This window comes from Propionispora sp. 2/2-37, from assembly GCF_001298735.1.
GTDB lineage: Bacteria > Bacillota > Negativicutes > Propionisporales > Propionisporaceae > Propionispora.
The window spans coordinates 26,896-45,082 of sequence record NZ_CYSP01000019.1 but is presented as its reverse complement, the minus strand read 5'-3'; the positions used below and the strand labels follow the sequence as shown (position 1 = coordinate 45,082).

At 48.7% G+C, this 18,187-nt stretch carries 17 protein-coding genes; 13 read left to right on the top strand and 4 right to left on the bottom strand.

Annotated elements, in window-relative coordinates:
- The first annotated feature begins 169 nt into the window (after positions 1-169).
- The 11 genes from P22_RS17315 to P22_RS21410 all read left to right on the top strand — a co-directional run bounded on the left by P22_RS17315 (position 170) and on the right by P22_RS21410 (position 12,462).
- Positions 170-1,771: an ABC transporter substrate-binding protein gene (locus P22_RS17315; RefSeq protein WP_216598108.1), complete on the top strand. Its 1,602-nt coding sequence runs from the start codon at positions 170-172 to the stop codon at positions 1,769-1,771.
- Complete coding sequence (locus tag P22_RS17310) at positions 1,768-2,760, top strand: ABC transporter permease (RefSeq protein ID WP_054261518.1); 993 nt, start codon at positions 1,768-1,770, stop codon at positions 2,758-2,760. Before P22_RS17315 ends, P22_RS17310 begins: the two co-directional genes overlap by 4 nt.
- Positions 2,750-3,619 carry an ABC transporter permease gene (locus P22_RS17305; protein WP_054261489.1) on the top strand — a complete coding sequence of 290 codons (870 nt, stop codon included), beginning with the start codon at positions 2,750-2,752 and terminating at the stop codon, positions 3,617-3,619. The genes P22_RS17310 and P22_RS17305 overlap by 11 nt, the downstream gene beginning before the upstream one ends.
- 10 nt (positions 3,620-3,629) lie before the next feature.
- Positions 3,630-4,568 (top strand): ATP-binding cassette domain-containing protein, encoded by a 939-nt coding sequence (locus P22_RS17300; RefSeq protein WP_235814702.1) that lies wholly within the window; start codon positions 3,630-3,632, stop codon positions 4,566-4,568.
- Positions 4,558-5,154, top strand: coding sequence for an ABC transporter ATP-binding protein (locus P22_RS17295; RefSeq protein WP_054261487.1), 597 nt, complete (start codon positions 4,558-4,560; stop codon positions 5,152-5,154). Before P22_RS17300 ends, P22_RS17295 begins: the two co-directional genes overlap by 11 nt.
- A gap of 252 nt (positions 5,155-5,406) precedes the next feature.
- Positions 5,407-5,733, top strand: coding sequence for a DMT family transporter (locus tag P22_RS17290; protein ID WP_054261486.1), 327 nt, complete (start codon positions 5,407-5,409; stop codon positions 5,731-5,733).
- A 129-nt stretch (positions 5,734-5,862) separates the two neighbouring features.
- Positions 5,863-7,290, top strand: coding sequence for a sodium:solute symporter family protein (locus tag P22_RS17285; RefSeq protein WP_054261485.1), 1,428 nt, complete (start codon positions 5,863-5,865; stop codon positions 7,288-7,290).
- 499 nt (positions 7,291-7,789) lie between these two features.
- The gene (locus P22_RS17275; RefSeq protein WP_054261483.1) at positions 7,790-9,511 is read left to right on the top strand and encodes a LytS/YhcK type 5TM receptor domain-containing protein; all 1,722 of its coding nucleotides are present in this window, start codon (positions 7,790-7,792) and stop codon (positions 9,509-9,511) included.
- On the top strand, positions 9,486-10,244 hold the full coding sequence (locus P22_RS17270; RefSeq protein ID WP_054261482.1) for a LytR/AlgR family response regulator transcription factor: 759 nt from the start codon (positions 9,486-9,488) through the stop codon (positions 10,242-10,244). Before P22_RS17275 ends, P22_RS17270 begins: the two co-directional genes overlap by 26 nt.
- A 145-nt stretch (positions 10,245-10,389) precedes the next feature.
- Positions 10,390-12,180, top strand: a complete 1,791-nt coding sequence (locus tag P22_RS17265; RefSeq protein WP_054261481.1) for a carbon starvation CstA family protein — start codon at positions 10,390-10,392, stop codon at positions 12,178-12,180.
- A 153-nt stretch (positions 12,181-12,333) separates the two neighbouring features.
- Positions 12,334-12,462: a hypothetical protein gene (locus tag P22_RS21410; protein WP_255351808.1), complete on the top strand. Its 129-nt coding sequence runs from the start codon at positions 12,334-12,336 to the stop codon at positions 12,460-12,462.
- A gap of 60 nt (positions 12,463-12,522) precedes the next feature.
- Here the strand turns inward: P22_RS21410 and map are convergent, their stop codons facing one another.
- Positions 12,523-13,266: a type I methionyl aminopeptidase gene (gene map / locus P22_RS17260; RefSeq protein ID WP_054261480.1), complete on the bottom strand. Its 744-nt coding sequence runs from the start codon at positions 13,264-13,266 to the stop codon at positions 12,523-12,525.
- Between the two features lie 266 nt (positions 13,267-13,532).
- On the opposite strand from map, the gene P22_RS17255 reads away from it, so the two are divergent.
- Positions 13,533-14,243, top strand: a complete 711-nt coding sequence (locus P22_RS17255; protein ID WP_054261479.1) for a glutamine amidotransferase — start codon at positions 13,533-13,535, stop codon at positions 14,241-14,243.
- 138 nt (positions 14,244-14,381) lie between these two features.
- Here the strand turns inward: P22_RS17255 and P22_RS17250 are convergent, their stop codons facing one another.
- Together P22_RS17250 and P22_RS17245 are read right to left on the bottom strand one after the other, a co-directional pair.
- On the bottom strand, positions 14,382-14,744 hold the full coding sequence (locus P22_RS17250; RefSeq protein WP_054261478.1) for a hypothetical protein: 363 nt from the start codon (positions 14,742-14,744) through the stop codon (positions 14,382-14,384).
- Positions 14,745-14,859: 115 nt separating this feature from the next.
- Positions 14,860-15,288 (bottom strand): hypothetical protein, encoded by a 429-nt coding sequence (locus tag P22_RS17245; protein WP_054261477.1) that lies wholly within the window; start codon positions 15,286-15,288, stop codon positions 14,860-14,862.
- A 276-nt stretch (positions 15,289-15,564) separates the two neighbouring features.
- Here P22_RS17245 and P22_RS17240 point away from each other — a divergent pair, with 276 nt between their 5' ends.
- Positions 15,565-16,731 (top strand): DEAD/DEAH box helicase, encoded by a 1,167-nt coding sequence (locus tag P22_RS17240; protein WP_054261476.1) that lies wholly within the window; start codon positions 15,565-15,567, stop codon positions 16,729-16,731.
- A gap of 206 nt (positions 16,732-16,937) precedes the next feature.
- Here P22_RS17240 and P22_RS17235 read toward each other — a convergent pair whose 3' ends face one another.
- Positions 16,938-18,107: a pyruvate formate lyase family protein gene (locus P22_RS17235; protein ID WP_054261475.1), complete on the bottom strand. Its 1,170-nt coding sequence runs from the start codon at positions 18,105-18,107 to the stop codon at positions 16,938-16,940.
- Between the last annotated feature and the right edge of the window lie 80 nt (positions 18,108-18,187).

The window sequence follows — 18,187 nt, the reverse complement described above, 5'->3', positions numbered from 1 at the left end:
AATACCCCGAGGTAAATCGAAGGAAGACTTGCTATTAGAAATTGATAGATTAAATAACCTTTGCTGTTGGCGAGGGTTATATTTTTTATATGCCTTTCTATAGATTTACAAGAGATGGATTGCGTGCTACAATTTATGTAATTTGTAACACGGATAAGGGGGATCAGGTGTGGGCTATGTAATTTGTCATCGGAAACGGACAGCAGGCTTTTTAGGAATGATTATTTTCTTAACTGCATTATTGGCCGGCTGCGGTTCAAAGACTGTATCTTTACCACAGAAGAAAGACGAAATTACCATCTCTGTTGGAGCGGAAAGTACGACTGGCTACGATCCGTGTACAGGGGCGGGTACATACTTGTTTTTTAACGGACTGCTGGCTTTTGACGAGGACTGCCATATTATAAAGGATCTGGCGGCTGATTATACCATCAGCCCGGATGGTTTGACCTATACGTTCGTACTGCGGGATGATGTGAAGTTTAGCGACGGCACACCGGTGACGGCTCAGGATGTAGTCTTTACTTATATGACAACGAAAAAAAGCGGCTCGGTGGTGGATCTGAATAATGTGCAGTCGGTGGAGGCCAAAGATGATAAGACCGTAGTATTTACGTTGAAAAAACCCTATTCGGTATTTTTGAATATTGTTGCCGAACTGGGCATTGTACCGGAACATGCTTATAATGAACGCTTCGGCGAGAAACCGGTTGGCACAGGCCCCTTTGTGCTGGCGCAATGGGATAAAGGCCAGCAGCTTATCCTGACCCCAAACCCTTATTATCATGGGAAAAAGCCGAACTTTAATAAAGTGACCATTTTATTTATGCCGGAAGATGCCGTGCTGGCGGCAGCTCAGGCCGGGACACTGGATGTGGCAATGATTAATCCCCAGTTTGCCAGGGAAATGCCGCCCCAGGGAATGCAGCTTCTGGCACTGGATACGGTGGATAACCGGGGGATTAATCTGCCCGCTATTCCGGAAACCAAAGATAAAGACGGGAGGACGGTCGGAAATGATGTGACCGCCGACCCGGCCATCCGTCAGGCCTTAAATATAGGTGTCAACCGCCAGAAGATTATTGAGGATGCCTTGAATGGATTTGGCACGCCTGCTTACTCGGTTTGTGATACTCAGCCATGGTGGAATCCCGAAACCAAAATCCAGGACGGACAGGTGGAAAAAGCCAAGGCATTGCTGGAGGCAGCAGGCTGGCGGGATAGCGACGGTGACGGAATTCGCGAGAAAAACGGTAAGAAAGCCGAGTTTACGGTATATGGCAGAACCGACGATTTGCAGCGTTATGCCCTGGCGGTGGCCTTAAGCAAACAGACCGAAGCCTTAGGCATCCATGTCATTGCCGAAGCAAAAGGCTGGAGCGAAGCCAAGTCTCTGGCAATGTCTACACCGGTGGTATTCGGATATGGCAGCTACAGCCCGATTCAAATGTTTTATTCTTTCCATTCTTCCAACATCGGAGTGGGAATCAACAATACCTCGTCCTATCATAATCCGCAAGTCGATGTCTATATTGAGAAGGCACTGCATGCTACGGATCAGCAGGAAGCGCTGAAATACTGGAAACTGGCGCAGTGGGACGGAACTACCGGACTGGGCGCCAATGGCGATGCCCCGTTCTTATGGCTGGTCAATATCAAGCATCTGTACTTTGTCAAAGATAATCTGGATATCGGCAGGCAGCGGGTACACCCGCATGCCCATGGCTGGGCTATTGTACAAAATCTTCAGGACTGGTCTTGGAAATTATGAGGACCTTTGCCTATCGCCATATATTGCTTCCTGCCTTAAAAATCTGCCTGCTGATGCTGCTGGTCAGCGCCGTGGTATTTATCCTTGCCAACAGTACCGGTATCAACCCGGTGGACGCCTATATAGGCGCGGATACTTCCATCAGCAGGCAGCAATATGACCAAATTTCGGCCTACTGGGGGTTGGATAAATCGCCGCTGGAACGCTACGGGCAATGGCTTTTCCATTTGATGTCCGGGGATTTTGGCACCTCCATGCTGTTCCGGCAGCCGGTACTGGCCGTGATCGAGGAGAAGGTTACCGCTTCCTTGGTGCTTATGGGTATTGCCTGGCTATTATCCGGGGCAATAGGGTTTTCCCTGGGATTAATTGCCGGAGCCAACAAGGGCAGCTGGCTGGACACTTTCATAAAAAACGGCTGTATGGTCCTGATCTCCGCACCGGTTTTTTGGATTGCCCTGGTACTGGTCATGGTCTTTTCAGTATGGCTGGGCTGGCTGCCGATGGGGCTGGCGGCACCGGCCGGCAAGCTGGCTGCTGAAGTGACCCTGCTGGATAAAATCCGTCATCTCATTCTGCCGGCATTAACGCTGAGCATTACAGGAATTGCCGGTATTGCCATGTTTACCAGGCAAAAGGTACTTGAGATTTTTGAGAGTGACTATATTCTGTTTGCCCGGGCCAGGGGGGAGCGAGGCTGGACCCTTCTAAAACGCCATGGAATTAAAAATGCCATGATTCCGGCCCTGATGCTGCAGTTTGCTTCCATTAATGAATTATTTGGCGGCTCGGTTCTGGCAGAACAGGTATTTTCCTATCCGGGGCTGGGGCAGGCTGCCGTCTTGGCCGGAACGCGCGGCGATTTACCGCTGCTTATGGGGATTACGCTGTTTAGTACACTGTTTGTGTTTTGCGGAAATATGACAGCCGATATGGTCTATGCGTTTTTAGTGCCGGAGATCAAAGAGGAGGCAGGTTATGAATCATAAAGGGCTGACTGCCGTGAATTCCGGCAACTGGCCTTCCAGCCTAATGAACCGGCGCGGGCGTACGCTGCTGATTACCGGGGCTGCGGCGGTAGTATTGTTCGTCATAACCACTATTGGGATCAGCATGCCGGAAACTGCCTATGATGTTAATTTTTCGCTCCGTAATCAAAGCCCGTCAATGGCTCATATTTTCGGCACCGATTTTATGGGCCGGGATATGCTGGCCAGGACGGTAAAAGGGCTTTCGATTAGCATTCTGATTGGCGCCCTGGCCGCCGGGGTCAGTTCAGTGATTGCCCTGGTGCTGGGATGCGCGGCTGCGCTCCTGGGGGAAAAAACCGATATGGTGGTCGGCATGGCGGTCAATATGATGACCGGGATACCGCATATCCTGCTATTGATACTGATTTCCTTTGTATGCGGCAAAGGCATGCATGGCGTAGTTATCGCGGTGGCCCTAACGCATTGGCCGAATTTTACCCGGATCGTACGGGCAGAGGTGATGCAGCTGCGAACAGCGCCATATGTGCGTATATCGCGCAAAATGGGCAGGAGCAATTGGTGGATTGCCAGAAAACATCTGCTGCCGCATTTACTGCCGCAGTTTTTTGTGGGAACGCTGTTGTTATTCCCGCATGCTATTTTACATGAAGCAGGCATTACCTTTCTGGGCTTCGGGCTGCCGCTGCAAATGCCGGCGGTGGGTGTGATTTTGACGGAAGCAATGAAATACTTGTCGGTGGGTTGCTGGTGGCTGGCTTTTTTTCCGGGTTTTGCTTTATTGCTGATTGTCCTTTTATTTGAAACGCTCGGTGAAAATCTGCGGCTGTTGCTGCAGCCGACGCGGGCTCATGAATGAGGAGAAGCGTATGATGGAGAATTGTGGAGATACGGCACCGCCGGTATTGTCGGTAGACCGGATAAGCATTCGTTTCCGGCAGTATGAAGCTGGCTGGAAGCAGCGGGAATTTACCGTAATGCAGGATATAAGTCTTGCCATTGATGCCGGACAGATCGTGGCTGTGGTGGGTGCCAGCGGCTCAGGGAAAAGTCTGCTGGCACATGCAGTTTTAGGGATTTTGCCGGGAAATGCGCAAATGGGCGGAACTATCCGGTACTGCGGACAGGCCTTGACCGAAGAGAGGCTGGCCGTACTGCGGGGCAGGGAAATTGCACTCATTCCCCAGGCAGTGACCTATTTAGATCCTACCATGAAAATTGGCCGTCAGGTGCAGGGATTATACGGCTCTCTTGCTGAACAACGGCAGGCCCTTGCCCGTTATGGCTTAGCCGACGGCATAGCAGGGCAGTATCCGTTTTCCCTGTCAGGGGGCATGGCCAGGCGTGTCTTGATTGCAACTGCAGTGATGGGTCAGGCCAGGCTCATTATTGCCGATGAGCCCACACCGGGGCTGGATCAACAGGCAACAGCCGAGGTGGCCGGACATTTTCGCAGTCTGGCGGATGAGGGGCGTGCGGTGATGCTCATTACGCATGAACTGGATTTAGCCTGCCGGATTGCAGACAAGATTGCGGTGTTTTGTGGCGGAACCATTCTGGAAATAGCTGCTGCTGATGATTTCAGGCAGGGAGCGGAAGCCTTGCGGCATCCCTATAGCCGGGCTTTATGGCAGGCATTGCCGCAAAACGGCTTTCATTCCGGCGGGAATTTTAAACCGGCAGTTGGACCGGAGGTTAGCGGTTGCCTATTTGCAGACTGCTGCCAGGAAAAATCAGAAGCCTGTCTCGGAGAAATCAAACTGCGTCAGCTTCGTAACGGGATGGTGAGGTGTGTGCATGCGACTTGAAGCAACGGCGCTGAGTTTTCGTTACCGGACAGGCCCTTGGATTATCCGGCATGTTGACTTTGCCATGGAGCAGGATGAGCGGGTGGTGTTGCTTGCTCCCAGCGGACGGGGGAAAAGTACTTTGCTAAAATTGCTGGCCGGCTATGAAATGCCGTCCGCCGGGAGGGTGACGATTGACGGCACCCCGTTACCCAGGCAGGGCTACTGCCCGGTCCAACTCATTTATCAGCATCCGGAAAAAGCGGTAAATCCCCGCTGGAAACTAAGGGACATTGTCTCAGAAGGCTATCAGCCGGAGGATCAGCTGTTGAAAGAGTTAGGTATAGAACCTGCCTGGCTGGAACGCTGGCCTAATGAATTGTCGGGCGGGGAATTGCAGCGGTTTTGCATCGCCAGGGCGTTAGGACCGCAAACCCGGTTTCTGCTGGCTGATGAGATAAGCACGATGCTGGATGCCATTTCACAGGCCCAGTTGTGGGATGTATTAGTTAAAGCGACACAGGCGAGAGGGGTTGGGTTGCTGGCTGTGACACATCATGCTGCCTTAGCAAAACAGATTGCAACAAGGATTGTGGAATGGGAATAGTGGATGAAGCAAAACGAACGGTAACGTTTGTTTTCAAGCAGTTGAATTGGAAGAAGGAAGAAGACTCCTGCCTTAGGCGGGAGTCTTCCGTGGCTATGTGCAGCCGTTGATAAGGCGATAGTCGTACAAGCGCAATAAATGTGCCGACTAGTAGAGTAAGCAATAAGGTAAACTAAAAGAAGGGTTGTTGTGGTTTAAGTGCGAAAAGAGTTAGGTGGTTTTAGCATAACGTAAGGAGGATGAGGATATACAATGAATGGATATGCATGGTTAGCATTGGCCATTATTTTGGAGATATTTTCGACATCCATGCTAAAAGCTTCAGAAGGCTTTACCAAGCTAATCCCCGCTGTTATTTTTGTAGCCGGCATGGGTTCTTCGTTTTATGTTCTTTCCCAGGCATTAACGTCTGTTCCGTTAAGTATAGCTTATGCAATCTGGTCAGGAGTGGGAACGGCCCTGACGGCATTAATTGCCGTTCTTATCTGGAAAGAAGCCATTAACCTATATACCCTGGCAGGAATCGTATTGATTATTGTTGGCGTGGTGCTGCTCAATCTGGAAGCTCCTGCTCATTGAGATCAGGGGCGGGTCCCTTCTTAGCTTTAGAATCAATCCTTCGTTCGTAAAATACCGTAAAAAGCCGTGGGCTTTTTACGGTATTTTTGTTATCCTAAGAGAATAGGACAAGATAAGGGAGCGTAGCTAATGAATGGGTATCTTTGGGTTATTGTTTTATATTCATTGTTTTTAATTGGCATAGGAATTATTATGACAAAACGGGTCAAGGGTTCCGCTGATTTTTTTGTGGGCGGCAGGAAGTTCGGCACGCTGCTGCTGTTTATTACCCTGGTGGCTCCGAATATTGGAGCGGGTTCCACTGTGGGGGTGGCCGGGCTTAGCTATCAAGTGGGCATAGCGGCCGTGTGGTGGATTATTGCATCTGCCGTAGGCACATTTGTCCTTGCCTTTTGGGTTGGCCCGGCTATTTGGCGGTTAGCTAAAAAGCACGGCTTTTATACTCTGGGAGATTATCTGAACTATCGGTACAACCGTAACTTCCGGGGCTTGATTTCCTTATTGCTGGCAATTGGCACCATTGCCATCTTCGCCGGTCAGTTAATGGGAATAGCCTGGATTTTAACGGCGGTTGCCGGAGTTAGCAAACCGGTGGGGATTTTGATCAGTGCCGTCGTCGTCGTGTTATATTTTGGTGCCGGCGGGCTTGTTTCAGCGGCTTACGTCAATTTTATCGAGGCTGTGGTAAAATTAGCCGGATTTGTGGTGGCTGTGCCGTTAGTTCTCAGCTTTGTGGGCGGCTGGAGCGGACTGGAAGCAAAAGTTGCGGCCAACATAGGGGATACCCTAAAAACCGCCGGTTATTTCAGTTTGGACGGGGCAGGAATGTCAACCATTATCGGCTTCTTTCTGATGCTTACGCCTTCTTTTTTTATTTCACCCGGTCTGATCGGCAAGGTGTATGGTGCTAAAGATGAAAAAACCGTTATGGTCAGCACCTTCTTATGTGGTATTGTCATGTTGTTGTTTGCCGTTATTCCTGCCATACTGGGTATGGCGGCTTCGGTGGTGGAGCCGGGTTTAACGGAGCGCGACCTGGCCTTGCCGACTGTCATGAGGGAATGTATGCCCTTTTGGGCATCCGCACTGGCTTTGGCGGCTATTTTTTCAGCGGAGGTCAGCGCTGCGGATGCCGCGCTGTATATGATTACATCTTCTTTTAGCAAGGACCTCTATAAAGCTTTCGTGAATCCCCATATTTCTGATGAAAAACTACTTAGAATCAGCCGTTATGTGACGGTTGCTGCCGGTGTCAGCGGTGCGGGGTTAGCCATCCTGCTGCCGAATGTCATTTCTGCCTTATCCATTTTCTACTCGTTAATGTCCGTTTCGCTGACGGCACCGTTATTGTTTGGACTCTTTTCAAAACGCCCCGGCACAACGGCGGCATTTGCTTCCGCCATTACCGGCATCATTTCTACGGTGTTGCTGCAATTTGGATATGCGGGCAAAGGCCTGGGAATCCTTAACGCACAGTCAACAGGTATTTTGTTGACCATCCTTGTTATGATCGTCATGATGTATGCTGCACCGGCGAAAGAACAACACAGACTGTGAAGTTGATTATGTCAGGCGAATACCTTTTGCAGTTATTCCCTTTGTTGAGATTTCTCCGATAAAATTCATCGTATAATCTTCTATTGCTGTGGTTATCCGGATAAACCGTTATCTGTTTTCAGAAAAAGTTAGTTTTTTGGTTATTTCTGCCGGAAGGTTCTTTTTTGTTATAAGGCGTATTTATAATAGTGTCACTAAATAAGGATGTGAACAGATGGATTTTATTAAGAAGATGTATCCGTATTAATCATCTGGTCACTATGTTTTTGCCTATTTTCGGTGGTTGGGTCTGGTATAATGGCGGGCCCCAAGGCTATAAATACGTATTTATGGGCGGGAACTTTATTCCGGCCCGGCTTATTCAGATCAATGAATTCAAGGGCAACTGTGGGGCTTCGTAGGCGCAGCGTGTTGAACAGCATGGTGCAGGATGGTCAGTATTGCCGGAAGGGTGCAGAATCGGGCAGTTAGCTGGTGGGGGATCGGGAGATGAAGTGATATGGAAGAAACATTATTGTTTAAGATGGTGCTGCGGATGTGTGTGGCGGCAAACCTGGCTTTTGTTTTGTCGCAGACGTCGGTGTTTCGCCGCATTACTTACCGGTACATGAGGGTAAAGGATAAAATCATGCTGGCTCTTATCTTTGGCGGCATTGGTATTGTCGGTACTTATACCGGGATACCGGTAGACAACGCACTTGCTAATTCACGGGTTGTCGGTGTAATGGCGGCCGGCCTTCTCGGTGGTCCGGCGATAGGTGGTGCAGCAGGAGTGATTGCCGGAGCGCACCGCTATTTTTTGTTTGGCGGGTTTACGGCTTTTTCCTGTGCGCTGGCCAATGTGGTGGAAGGCCTGTTGGCCGGCTGGATCAAAGGACGCTATCCACGTCATCCGATGCCCTGGTGGCTGGTACTGATCAGCGGTATGGCGGGGGAAACGCTGCAGATGGCCATTATTTTGCTGACAGCCCGCCCCTTGGAGGCCGCCTGGACCCTGGTGCAGCATATTGCGTTGCCGATGATCGTTGCTAATTCGATTGGGCTTACAATTTTTATGCTTATTATCAAAACAACCATGGAAGTACAGCAGCAGGCGGGGGCGGCTCAATCACAAAAAGCACTGGCTGTTGCTGCCGAGACACTCCCTTATTTTCGTAAGGGGCTGGACGAAGCCTCTGCCCGGGCGGCAGCGGATATTATTTATGATAAGGGCAGTTATCATGCCATTGCCGTAACGGATACCGAGCGGGTTTTGGCGTTTGTCGGTGTTGGTGAAGATCACCACCTGTTAAATGACAGCGGATTTACGCTGGCCACCGATCACGCCCTGCAGAACGGTATGATTTATATTGCCAGAAGCAAGGCGGAGGTGGGGTGCCATTACCCTCACTGTCCGTTAAGCTGCTCGATCGTTGCCCCGTTAAAGCGGGGCGATCAGGTGATTGGAACCTTTAAGCTGTATTACACCGACAGCAGTCTGTTGAACCAGTCGGATGTAGTATTTGCGAATGGTTTGGCCCATCTGTTTTCCATACAACTGGAGCTGGCGGAAATTGATCGCCAGGCCAAATTGGCGGCCAATGCGGAATTAAAGGCCCTGCAGGCTCAGATCAATCCTCACTTTTTATTTAATACCCTTAATACGATTACATCTTTAGTCCGGACCAAGCCGGATCTGGCCCGGGACTTATTGCTGAAACTTGGTTCCATTTTTCGCTTTACCCTACAAAAATCCGGCCATAACATTACCATAGCGGAGGAAATGGCACAAGTCCGTTCCTATTTGACGATAGAGAAGGCCCGTTATGGGCGTAAACTGAATTTTGCAGAAACTATTCATCCTGGAACGCAGCTATATTTGATTCCTTCCCTGACCATTCAGCCGATTGTTGAAAATGCCATTGTGCATGGTTTAAAGCCCAAAGTGGACGGAGGGATGATCGGTATCAGGATTGCCGAGCAGGAAAATAATATTGTGATTGCCATTGAGGATGATGGCGTGGGGATGGACCTGACAGAGTACAATCCTCTGAAAAACGTCTCTTCAGGCAACCATATCGGGTTAAGGAATGTACATGAACGTTTGCATGGCCAATATGGCAGTCCTTACGGGCTGTATATTCACAGTGTTGTTGGAGCCGGTACTGCGGTTACCATTATGTTGCCCAAAATCGCTGCCCAGGAGGGAGAAGTACGTGCTCAACATATTAATTGTCGATGATGAATTACCGGCCCGCGATGAACTGCGTTATCTCCTGTCGTTTACACCGGAGGTTGCCGTTGTCGGGGAAGCGGACCATGCCGCCACCGCCATTGAGCTTGCCGCAAAATTGCAGCCGGATGTTATCTTTCTGGATATCAATATGCGGGATATGAATGGACTGGAAGCGGCTGTGATCCTGCGGAAAATGGCGGCGCAAGCCATGATCGTGTTTGCCACGGCTTACGATGAATATGCTTTGCAGGCTTTTGATATCGGGGCCGTGGATTATATTTTAAAACCGTTTGAGCAGGAGCGCATTACGAAAACCATTGCGCGTCTGGAAAGTTACCAGCAGGAGGAATGGCGGGCGGCCGTCAAACGGATTGATACGGTGCTGAACGGCAGTAGCTTTCAAATTCGAAAGCTGCCGGTGGAAAAACTGGGTAAAATTGTACTGCTAAATTATAGTGACATTATATATGCCTATGCACAGGCCGGCCGTGTGGCTATTGTGACGGCCGGAGAAGAATTCGTTTATAACGGCGCGTTGTGCGAGCTGGAGGAACGGATGACCGATAGCCACATGCTGCGGGTGCACAAAAGCTATCTGGTCAATATGGACAAGGTCAGGGAAGTGGTGCCGTGGTTCAAGGGCACCTATTGGCTGAAGGTAGAGCACTGTCCGCAGGCGGAAATACCGGTCAGTAAAAGCCAGATCAAAGAGATTAAATGTATTTTAGGTTTAAAATAATTTCCATTCATAGGCGATAATTTCTATTTAAGGCTTACTTTATGCCATTCAGAGGGATGGCATTTATTATTCGAAAAATTTACCTTATAGTTACAGTAGTGTATTCGTTTATAAACTTTGTACATGTACTGGGAGGGTAAATAGAATGAATGGTCTTTATCTTGTTATTATTTCGGCCTTGGTACTCATGATTTGTTATCGTTATTACGGTGCCTTTATGAAAGCCAAAGTGCTGGCTCTTGATTCCAGCCGCCCTACGCCGGCTGTTGTGCATGAAGACGGTCATGATTATGTTCCCACGAATAAATGGGTGACGTTTGGCCATCATTTTGCCGCCATTGCCGGGGCGGGGCCGCTGGTCGGTCCGGTACTGGCGGCGCAGTTCGGTTATTTGCCGGGTACGATCTGGCTGCTGGTGGGGGCCTGCCTTGCCGGGGCGGTGCACGATATGGTGATACTGTTCGCTTCCATTCGTCATGACGGTTTGTCCATAGCCGAGATTGCCAAGGCGGAAATCGGAAAATCGGCCGGCCTGGCGGCAGCCATTGCGGTTATTTTTATTTTAATCATTACGATGGCCGGCATGGCCATTGCCGTAGCCAATGCACTGTTTAACAGTCCCTGGGGGGCTTTTACCGTCGGGGCAACCATTCCTATCGCACTGCTCGTCGGTGTGTATATGCGTTATCTGCGCCCGGGTCGTATTGGCGAGGCTTCCTTTATCGGCGTTGTTCTGGTGATCGCTGCCGTATTTGGCGGGGCTTGGGTGCAGCATTCCTCGTGGGCTCCTTTTTTTACCCTGAGCAGGACACAACTGGATATCCTGTTGCCGTTGTATGGGTTCATTGCTGCGGCTTTGCCGGTATGGCTGCTGCTGGCGCCACGTGATTATTTGAGCACGTACATGAAAATTGGGACTATTGGTGCTCTGGCTTTGGGCATCGTGATTGTTCAGCCGCAAATCCACATGCCGGCCATCACACAGTTTGTCAGCGGCGGTGGTCCGGTGGTCCCCGGCCCGGTATGGCCTTTTGTCTGTATTACGGTTGCTTGTGGTGCGATTTCCGGTTTTCATACCATTATTGCAACCGGTACGACGCCGAAGATGGTTACCAATGAAAACGAAATTCTGCCGATTGGCTTTGGTGCGATGCTGGCAGAATCCTTTGTCGGTATTATGGCTTTGATCGCAGCCACCAGTTTGATTCCTGCCGACTATTTTGCCATTAACAGTGCTCCGGAGGTTTTTGCCAAACTGGGGCTGAAAATTGAAGAACTTCCTGTTTTGTCACAGATGGTGGGAGAAAACGTAGCCGGACGCCCAGGCGGCGCTGTATCGCTGGCTGTGGGCATGGCGCATATTTTTGCTAAAATCCCCGGTTTGGAAAACTTCATGTCCTTTCTGTATCATTTTGCCATTATGTTTGAAGCGCTGTTTATTTTAACGATTATTGATGCCGGAACCCGTGTTGGCCGCTATCTGCTGCAGGAAGTGGGCGGAATGCTGTACAAACCGCTGGGAGACGTTCATTGGACTCCTGGTATTATTTTCACCAGTGCATTGATTTCCCTGGCATGGGGATATCTGGTCTTTGGCGGTTCGATTGCTTCCATCTGGCCGTTGTTCGGCCTTTCCAATCAACTGCTGGCCAGTCTGACGCTGACGGTAGGCACCACGGTACTGTTGCGGATGGGAAAAGCGAAGTATACTTGGACTACGCTGGCTCCGCTCTGTTTTATGATTGTTACCGCCCTGACGGCAGGGTTTTACAATATTTTTCAATTTTATCTGCCCAAGGGACAATGGCTGCTGGCGGGTGCCAGTGGCGTCATGATGGTACTCATTGTCTTTATTATTACCGACTCCGTAAAAGTATGGCTGAAGATGATGAAAACGGGGCAGGTGGTAAAAGAGGCGGGCAATACCGGTATTTAATAGGCAGCGGAAACTAAAAAAGGATCATCGGGGCAAAGCCGATGATCCTTTTTTACGTGTATAATAGCACCTATAAGTTTAAGGGATAATGGGTTAATGTAAGCGTTAAAAATGGGCATAATGAAGGTATGATCCATAAAAGGGGGAAGGCTGATGCTCGGAAATGCCTGGCTTGCTTTTGGCATTTTGATTGCCGTTGTCATTCTGGAAAAGGTGATTGCTTCCATTATATTGGCTTGTGCCTGTAAGTATTACGACTGGCAGGACAGACGCGCCAAATAATTTACTGCTGTAGAACGGCAACCCTTTCGTATAGTCGAAAGGGTTATTGAGGTTGGTTTTTTATGCAGTCAAAATGATAGGTTCATTTTCCGTTACAATTACGGTATGCTCGAATTGCGCGACAATGCTCTGATCGGGAGTTTTTAATGTCCAGCCGTTTTTGGTTTGCCTGACATATTCTGCACCGGTCGAAACAAAGCTTTCAATGGCCAGCACCAGCCCGGATGTTAGAAGCTGATTATCGCGCGGATCAAAGTAGTTTAGTATATATGCCGGTTCTTCGTGAAGTTTCCGGCCGATTCCATGACCTGTCAGGTTTCGTATTACCGTAAAACCGTTACGTCTGGCTTCATTATAGATGGCTCTGCCGATACGGTTGATTTTAGCACCTGCCTTTGCCTGAGCGATGCCCTGAAAGAGGGCGTTTTTTGAGCACCGGCAAAGCGCTTCTTTTTGTGCATCCTGGTTCCCCAATACAACTGTAGCGCCGGTATCGGCAAAATAGCCGTTCAATTCGGCGGACACATCAATGTTGACGCTGTCGCCAGGCTTAAGAACTCTCGGACCGGGGATGCCGTGGGCTGCTTCATCATTGACGCTGATGCAGGTATAGCCCGGGAAACGATAGGAAATTTTCGGAGCAGATCTGGCACCGTAGCCGGCCAGTACTTTGCGCCCAATTTGATCAAGTTCTTTGGTGGTCATCCCGGGTTTAAGGCTTTTAACCATTTCTTCCCGGGCAAGAGCAACAATTTTGCCGATTTTTTGTAATGCTTTTACATCTTTTTCAGTATCGATTGACATACATATCCCACCTTTAGTGATTACCTTACTTGATGAATACTTTTATTGTAGTCTATGAGACCGGATTATTGCAAATGCGGATGGCAAAACAGCGTTATTTATGATATATTTTTATATAGATAAGTTGAAGAAAAAAGGAATACCGGGTGACAGGTGCTGCGTACCTGCCAAAGCCGGTACCGAACCTGAATTCGGCTTATACTGCAGCAACGAAGCTCAAGGGGGAGTCCCCTTGGGTTTATTTTTTTATCAGGGAGGGGAAAGGTTTGAGAAGACTGCTGATTATCAAGACCGGAACAACTTTTGCTTCGCTTTGCCGGCAGCATGGCGATTTTGAGGATTTCATTATCAGTCAGATCGGTATACCGGTAAAGGACGTGGTAGTTGCGCCGGTCTACATAAGCAAAACCATTCCTTCGCTCCGGGATGTATCGGCAGTTATTATAACTGGCTCTCATTCCATGGTGACCGACAGGCAGGAGTGGAGCCGGGAACTTTCCAACTGGTTAAAAAATATTCGCATTACTTCCGTTCCCATACTTGGTATATGTTACGGACATCAAATTATTGCCGACGCCTGGGGCGGTGTTGTTGACTATCATCCGGGTGGTGCAGAAGTGGGGACGGTTGCGATTGAACTTACGGAAGCGGGGAAAAAGGATGTGCTGCTGAGATGTTTGCCGGAACGGTTTTCAGGGCATGTGGCCCATGCGCAAACGGTGATTACTTTGCCGAAAAATGCCCGGCTGCTGGCCGCAAATTCTTTTGAGCCACACCATGCTTTTGTTATTCACGATAATATCTGGGGTGTTCAGTTTCATCCCGAATTTAATGAAGCAGTGATGCGGACGTATATTGAAAAAGAAAGAGTTATACTACAACAGGAAGGCCATGATCTTGAGCGCATCACGTATTCGCTGACCGACCACACTTATGGCCGGAGGTTGCTGCGCCGTTTCATAACGCTGGCGCAATAGCCTGAGACACAGGAGAAAAGTCTGTTGCGGAATTCGGTCGCAACAGACTTTTCTCTAAATTATGCCCGGATGCAAACGAGAATAAAACGGCCACTTATATGGAAAGGTTTTTCAGCCAAAGTGCCGTTTCGCCGTGGTTTAAATACAGGTATTGCTGCTTGGGCCGATAGTGGCGATGTTGTCGGTGTTGATGGCTACGAGGTTGCCGGCTACAAAGCCATTGTAAGCACAGGTCAGTTGCAACAATATAAATTCATCGTTCAGTTGGATATTGGGATTGCCGATAAACGGAGAAACCGGGGCGCCAATTAAGGGCAACAGAGGGTTGGTGATGTGTTTGGAACCGAGGCTGTTACAGTCAAAATTATTATTTGTTCCAAAGTTATTATGTCCCGGCCCGATTATTCCTAAAAATGTTCCCTGGATAATGTCGCCGTTAGTTAATACTACCTGCAGGTTTACACCGCCGGCAAAATCCAAGCCGCTTCCTAAAAATCGCATATTTTTTACTCCTTTACATAGTAATAAAAATAGTGTTTGCTATATACTATGTAAACAGTTTGCGATATGTCCCTGTGAACAGAGGGGTAGCCGGGGTATTTTTTTCAGACAAGAGCTAAGAATACTGCGAGGGAGCAGGCGGGCTGGGCATACACTGTAACAGACCCGTATTGTTTTGTTTGGCTGCTGCGGTTTTATGTTTACGCATATTGTCATACAGTTCAATTTCCAGATACAATCTTTCAAAAATAATTTTATTAATCATTTCCTGTACTTCGAGGGCATTTTTTTGGAAACCTTCGTCCACCGAAGCGAGCAGCCGGTCAATTTGCTGCTGCGGCATACCCGCCGGTACTGCCAGATGGAAGCAAGGTTCAAATGTTTTGGTTGCATATTTGCTAATGAAGTCTTTCATACGGTCACCGACATGCCTGACAAGATCCTTATTTCCTGTCAGTTCAAACAGATATATCCGGATCATCCGGTCCATTTCTTCCGCTAGCTGTTCCGTTTGTGTGGGAAAGGTAACCACTTTGGCGGTCAAGATGATGCCTCCTTAGCTATAGCGTAGTTGACAAAAGTTACATTATAGTATAGGTTATAATTCTTAGAAATAAATTTGACGGTTTCGTTGTTCATTGTTTTGCTTTTGGGGATACTTTCATAAGGAGATGATACTATGGGTAAGATTTCTGATAAAAGCAGTTATAAAAATAAAAAAAATGCAGCGAAGAGTACCCGGTTTTTTCAAACCAGGCAGGCACTAAAGAAACTGAAACAGAAGTAAACGGCAGAAATCGTTGTATAGGAGAGCAAGAGAATGGAAGATTTTTTTTACGGGCTTGGGATAACAGAACCACTGGTCCGGGCGTTGCAACAGGAAAATATTACGGTGCCGACCGACATTCAAAAGCAGGTTATTCCTCCGGCGCTGGCGGGGAAGGACATTATCGGACAGTCGGCAACGGGAACCGGGAAAACGCTGGCTTACCTTTTGCCGCTCATACAAAGGCTGGATACTGCCAAGAGGGAAACACAGGTTTTGATTTTGTCACCGACCCATGAACTGGCAATTCAGATCCACCGCCAAATCGAGCTGGTTACTAATCGGGCCGGCCTGCCGGTTGTTTCGGCACCGATTATCGGCAATGTGAATATCAGCCGCCAAATTGACAAGTTAAAAGAGACGCCGCACATGATTGTCGGGTCGAGCGGACGAATTCTGGAACTTATTCAAAAGAGGAAAATCGTAGCGCAAACCGTTAAAAGCATTGTCCTTGATGAGGCCGACCGGTTGTTGGATGATCAAAACATAGACAGTGTTAAAAACGTTATAAAAACCACCTTACGGGACCGGCAGTTGCTGTTATTCTCGGCTACTTTCAGCCGGACGGTTCAGACAAGGATCAAGGAACTTTTAAAAGACCCTGTCGTTGTGCAGGTAAAAGCACAGGCAAAAGTTCCGGCCGATATTGAGCATTTCTATTTTGTGGCCGAACGGCGGGACAAGATCGAAGTACTGCGTAAACTGACGTTTCATATGAATGTTAAACGGGCGTTGGTATTTATTAATCAAGGGGATCAAGTTGGGGTTGTAACGGAAAAGCTGAACTATCACGGATTTAATGCGGTCGGTCTGCATGGCGGTTCCTTGAAAAATGAACGAAAAAAAGCGATTGAAGATTTTCGTAACGGAAAGGCACGACTGTTGGTTGCTTCCGATTTGGCAGCCCGCGGTTTGGATATTGCAGGCGTGCGGCATGTGTTTAATCTGGACTTACCGGAAGAAGCGGAAATCTATCTCCACCGTGTGGGCCGGACGGGACGTTCCGGCCAAAAGGGTACGGCTATCTCTCTGGTTACTGCCGGTGAAATCCAGCGATTGAAAAAATTTGCCCAGGCGCTCAGAGTGACGGTCATAGCCAAGAAACTGCTTAAAGGCAAAATACTGGACGCGGCAGACCGGGACAGAGGGCCGGTGAAGTGAATAAGGAAAGGCCGAAGAATTTTAAAATAGTTCTTCGGCCTTTCCTTATTCACTTCCTTTAACCAAGCCTAGAAAGACGGGGCGTGAGCTGAATTTTTTCTGTTTTTGGGCTTTCCGTGTATGCTTGCTTTGTCAACGCTACTGAGATAAAACTCCACTGCCGGATAGAATTGCCGCCTTAAGAGGAAAGTTCCTCTTAACAAGTGTTAAGCTTTACAGGATATGGAAAGCCTGGTGCAGCCGGCAACAGCATAGTCACGGGCTTCTTTCAGCGGCACACCTTGAAGTAAAAGCCCGGGTATAATGGCTCTGTCATTAACAATTCGGGGAATGCCTATTCCCAGGCGGACGATTTCCGCTGTTTTGCCCAGGAAGGCTTGTGGTGTCAGTTCATTGATACGTATTCCTAAATGGGGTTGTGGCAGTTGAATTTCCCGGTACGTGTCCAGAATGAGATAGGAGAACTCGTTTACCGCGGAACGGCCGTGATGGTCAAGACCGCCTAATGTGATGGTATTGCCTGCGGGGAATCCGGCAAAACTCTTGGTGCTGTCTTCACCGGGGCTCAGTACCACGTCATTCATTTTAATCCAGAGACAGTGCAGGAGTTCCTTAATGCTTTCTACCGGAACGCCCTTCACAATGTCGTTTACATAAAATGGGTACATGTATTGGTCAAAACGGCCGGGGGAGACAGAAGTGGCAGGGGATTCGCATTGGGCTATTATATTCAGAAACCAGAACAGCTGGCAGGCTTCATAGAAGGTTTCCGGTTTGTCATGCGCGATTTTCCGGGATATCCGGGCCATTTCCATCAGTTCATTACGGCGGAGACTGTCTTGTTCGGAAGCGGCCATTTGTTCCGCCAGTTCGGCATAGCGCTGGATATGACAGGCTGTGGCTGCCAGGACAAAAAGAACAGCATAGAAAAACGGATTTTGCGGATTGTTTTGATGCTGCAGCTTATACTCCAGCAGTAAAGCGTCCAGACCGTGTGCTAAGACCTGCTGATAATTCATAATGATATGTTCCTGGCCTTCAGCGCTCTGATGGAGCTTAAAAGTGTTGATATTCCGGGCTTTTTTTACTTTCAGCGTATTCAGTTCGTCTGCAGCCCAGTAGGGATCCGTTTCCGGTGAGAACATTCCTGAACGTGGTTTAACCGTAGGGCTGCCGGCGAGAAGTTCGCCAGGACGGATGGATATTTCCACTTGTAACAGGAAGTTGGCGATGGCCTTAGCTCTTCGCATGATGATAGAACGGTCGCTGACGGTACGCTGCCGGCTCTTTGCATACAACCGGACCCGTTCCAGCGAAATTTCTCCGGTGTTTAGGAAAAGTCCGTCTTTTAGTTGTTGGACCCGTTGGCTGATCATCTGCTCACCTCCGTCAAAAAACGGAATGATTACATAAAGAATTGTTTGTTATTTGTTCGTATTGTTTTATATTTATTTTT

Excerpts from the sequence above, each read along its gene's own strand:
- P22_RS17235 (WP_054261475.1), bottom strand. The coding sequence starts at position 18,107 with ATGATCAGCCAACGGGTCCAACAACTAAAAGACGGACTTTTCCTAAAC.
- P22_RS17295 (WP_054261487.1), top strand. The coding sequence starts at position 4,558 with ATGCGACTTGAAGCAACGGCGCTGAGTTTTCGTTACCGGACAGGCCCT.
- map (WP_054261480.1), bottom strand. The coding sequence starts at position 13,266 with ATGTCAATCGATACTGAAAAAGATGTAAAAGCATTACAAAAAATCGGC.
- P22_RS17240 (WP_054261476.1), top strand. The coding sequence starts at position 15,565 with ATGGAAGATTTTTTTTACGGGCTTGGGATAACAGAACCACTGGTCCGG.
- P22_RS21410 (WP_255351808.1), top strand. The coding sequence starts at position 12,334 with ATGCTCGGAAATGCCTGGCTTGCTTTTGGCATTTTGATTGCCGTTGTC.
- P22_RS17285 (WP_054261485.1), top strand. The coding sequence starts at position 5,863 with ATGAATGGGTATCTTTGGGTTATTGTTTTATATTCATTGTTTTTAATT.
- P22_RS17265 (WP_054261481.1), top strand. The coding sequence starts at position 10,390 with ATGAATGGTCTTTATCTTGTTATTATTTCGGCCTTGGTACTCATGATT.
- P22_RS17310 (WP_054261518.1), top strand. The coding sequence starts at position 1,768 with ATGAGGACCTTTGCCTATCGCCATATATTGCTTCCTGCCTTAAAAATC.
- P22_RS17300 (WP_235814702.1), top strand. The coding sequence starts at position 3,630 with ATGATGGAGAATTGTGGAGATACGGCACCGCCGGTATTGTCGGTAGAC.
- P22_RS17290 (WP_054261486.1), top strand. The coding sequence starts at position 5,407 with ATGAATGGATATGCATGGTTAGCATTGGCCATTATTTTGGAGATATTT.
- P22_RS17305 (WP_054261489.1), top strand. The coding sequence starts at position 2,750 with ATGAATCATAAAGGGCTGACTGCCGTGAATTCCGGCAACTGGCCTTCC.
- P22_RS17275 (WP_054261483.1), top strand. The coding sequence starts at position 7,790 with ATGGAAGAAACATTATTGTTTAAGATGGTGCTGCGGATGTGTGTGGCG.
- P22_RS17250 (WP_054261478.1), bottom strand. The coding sequence starts at position 14,744 with ATGCGATTTTTAGGAAGCGGCTTGGATTTTGCCGGCGGTGTAAACCTG.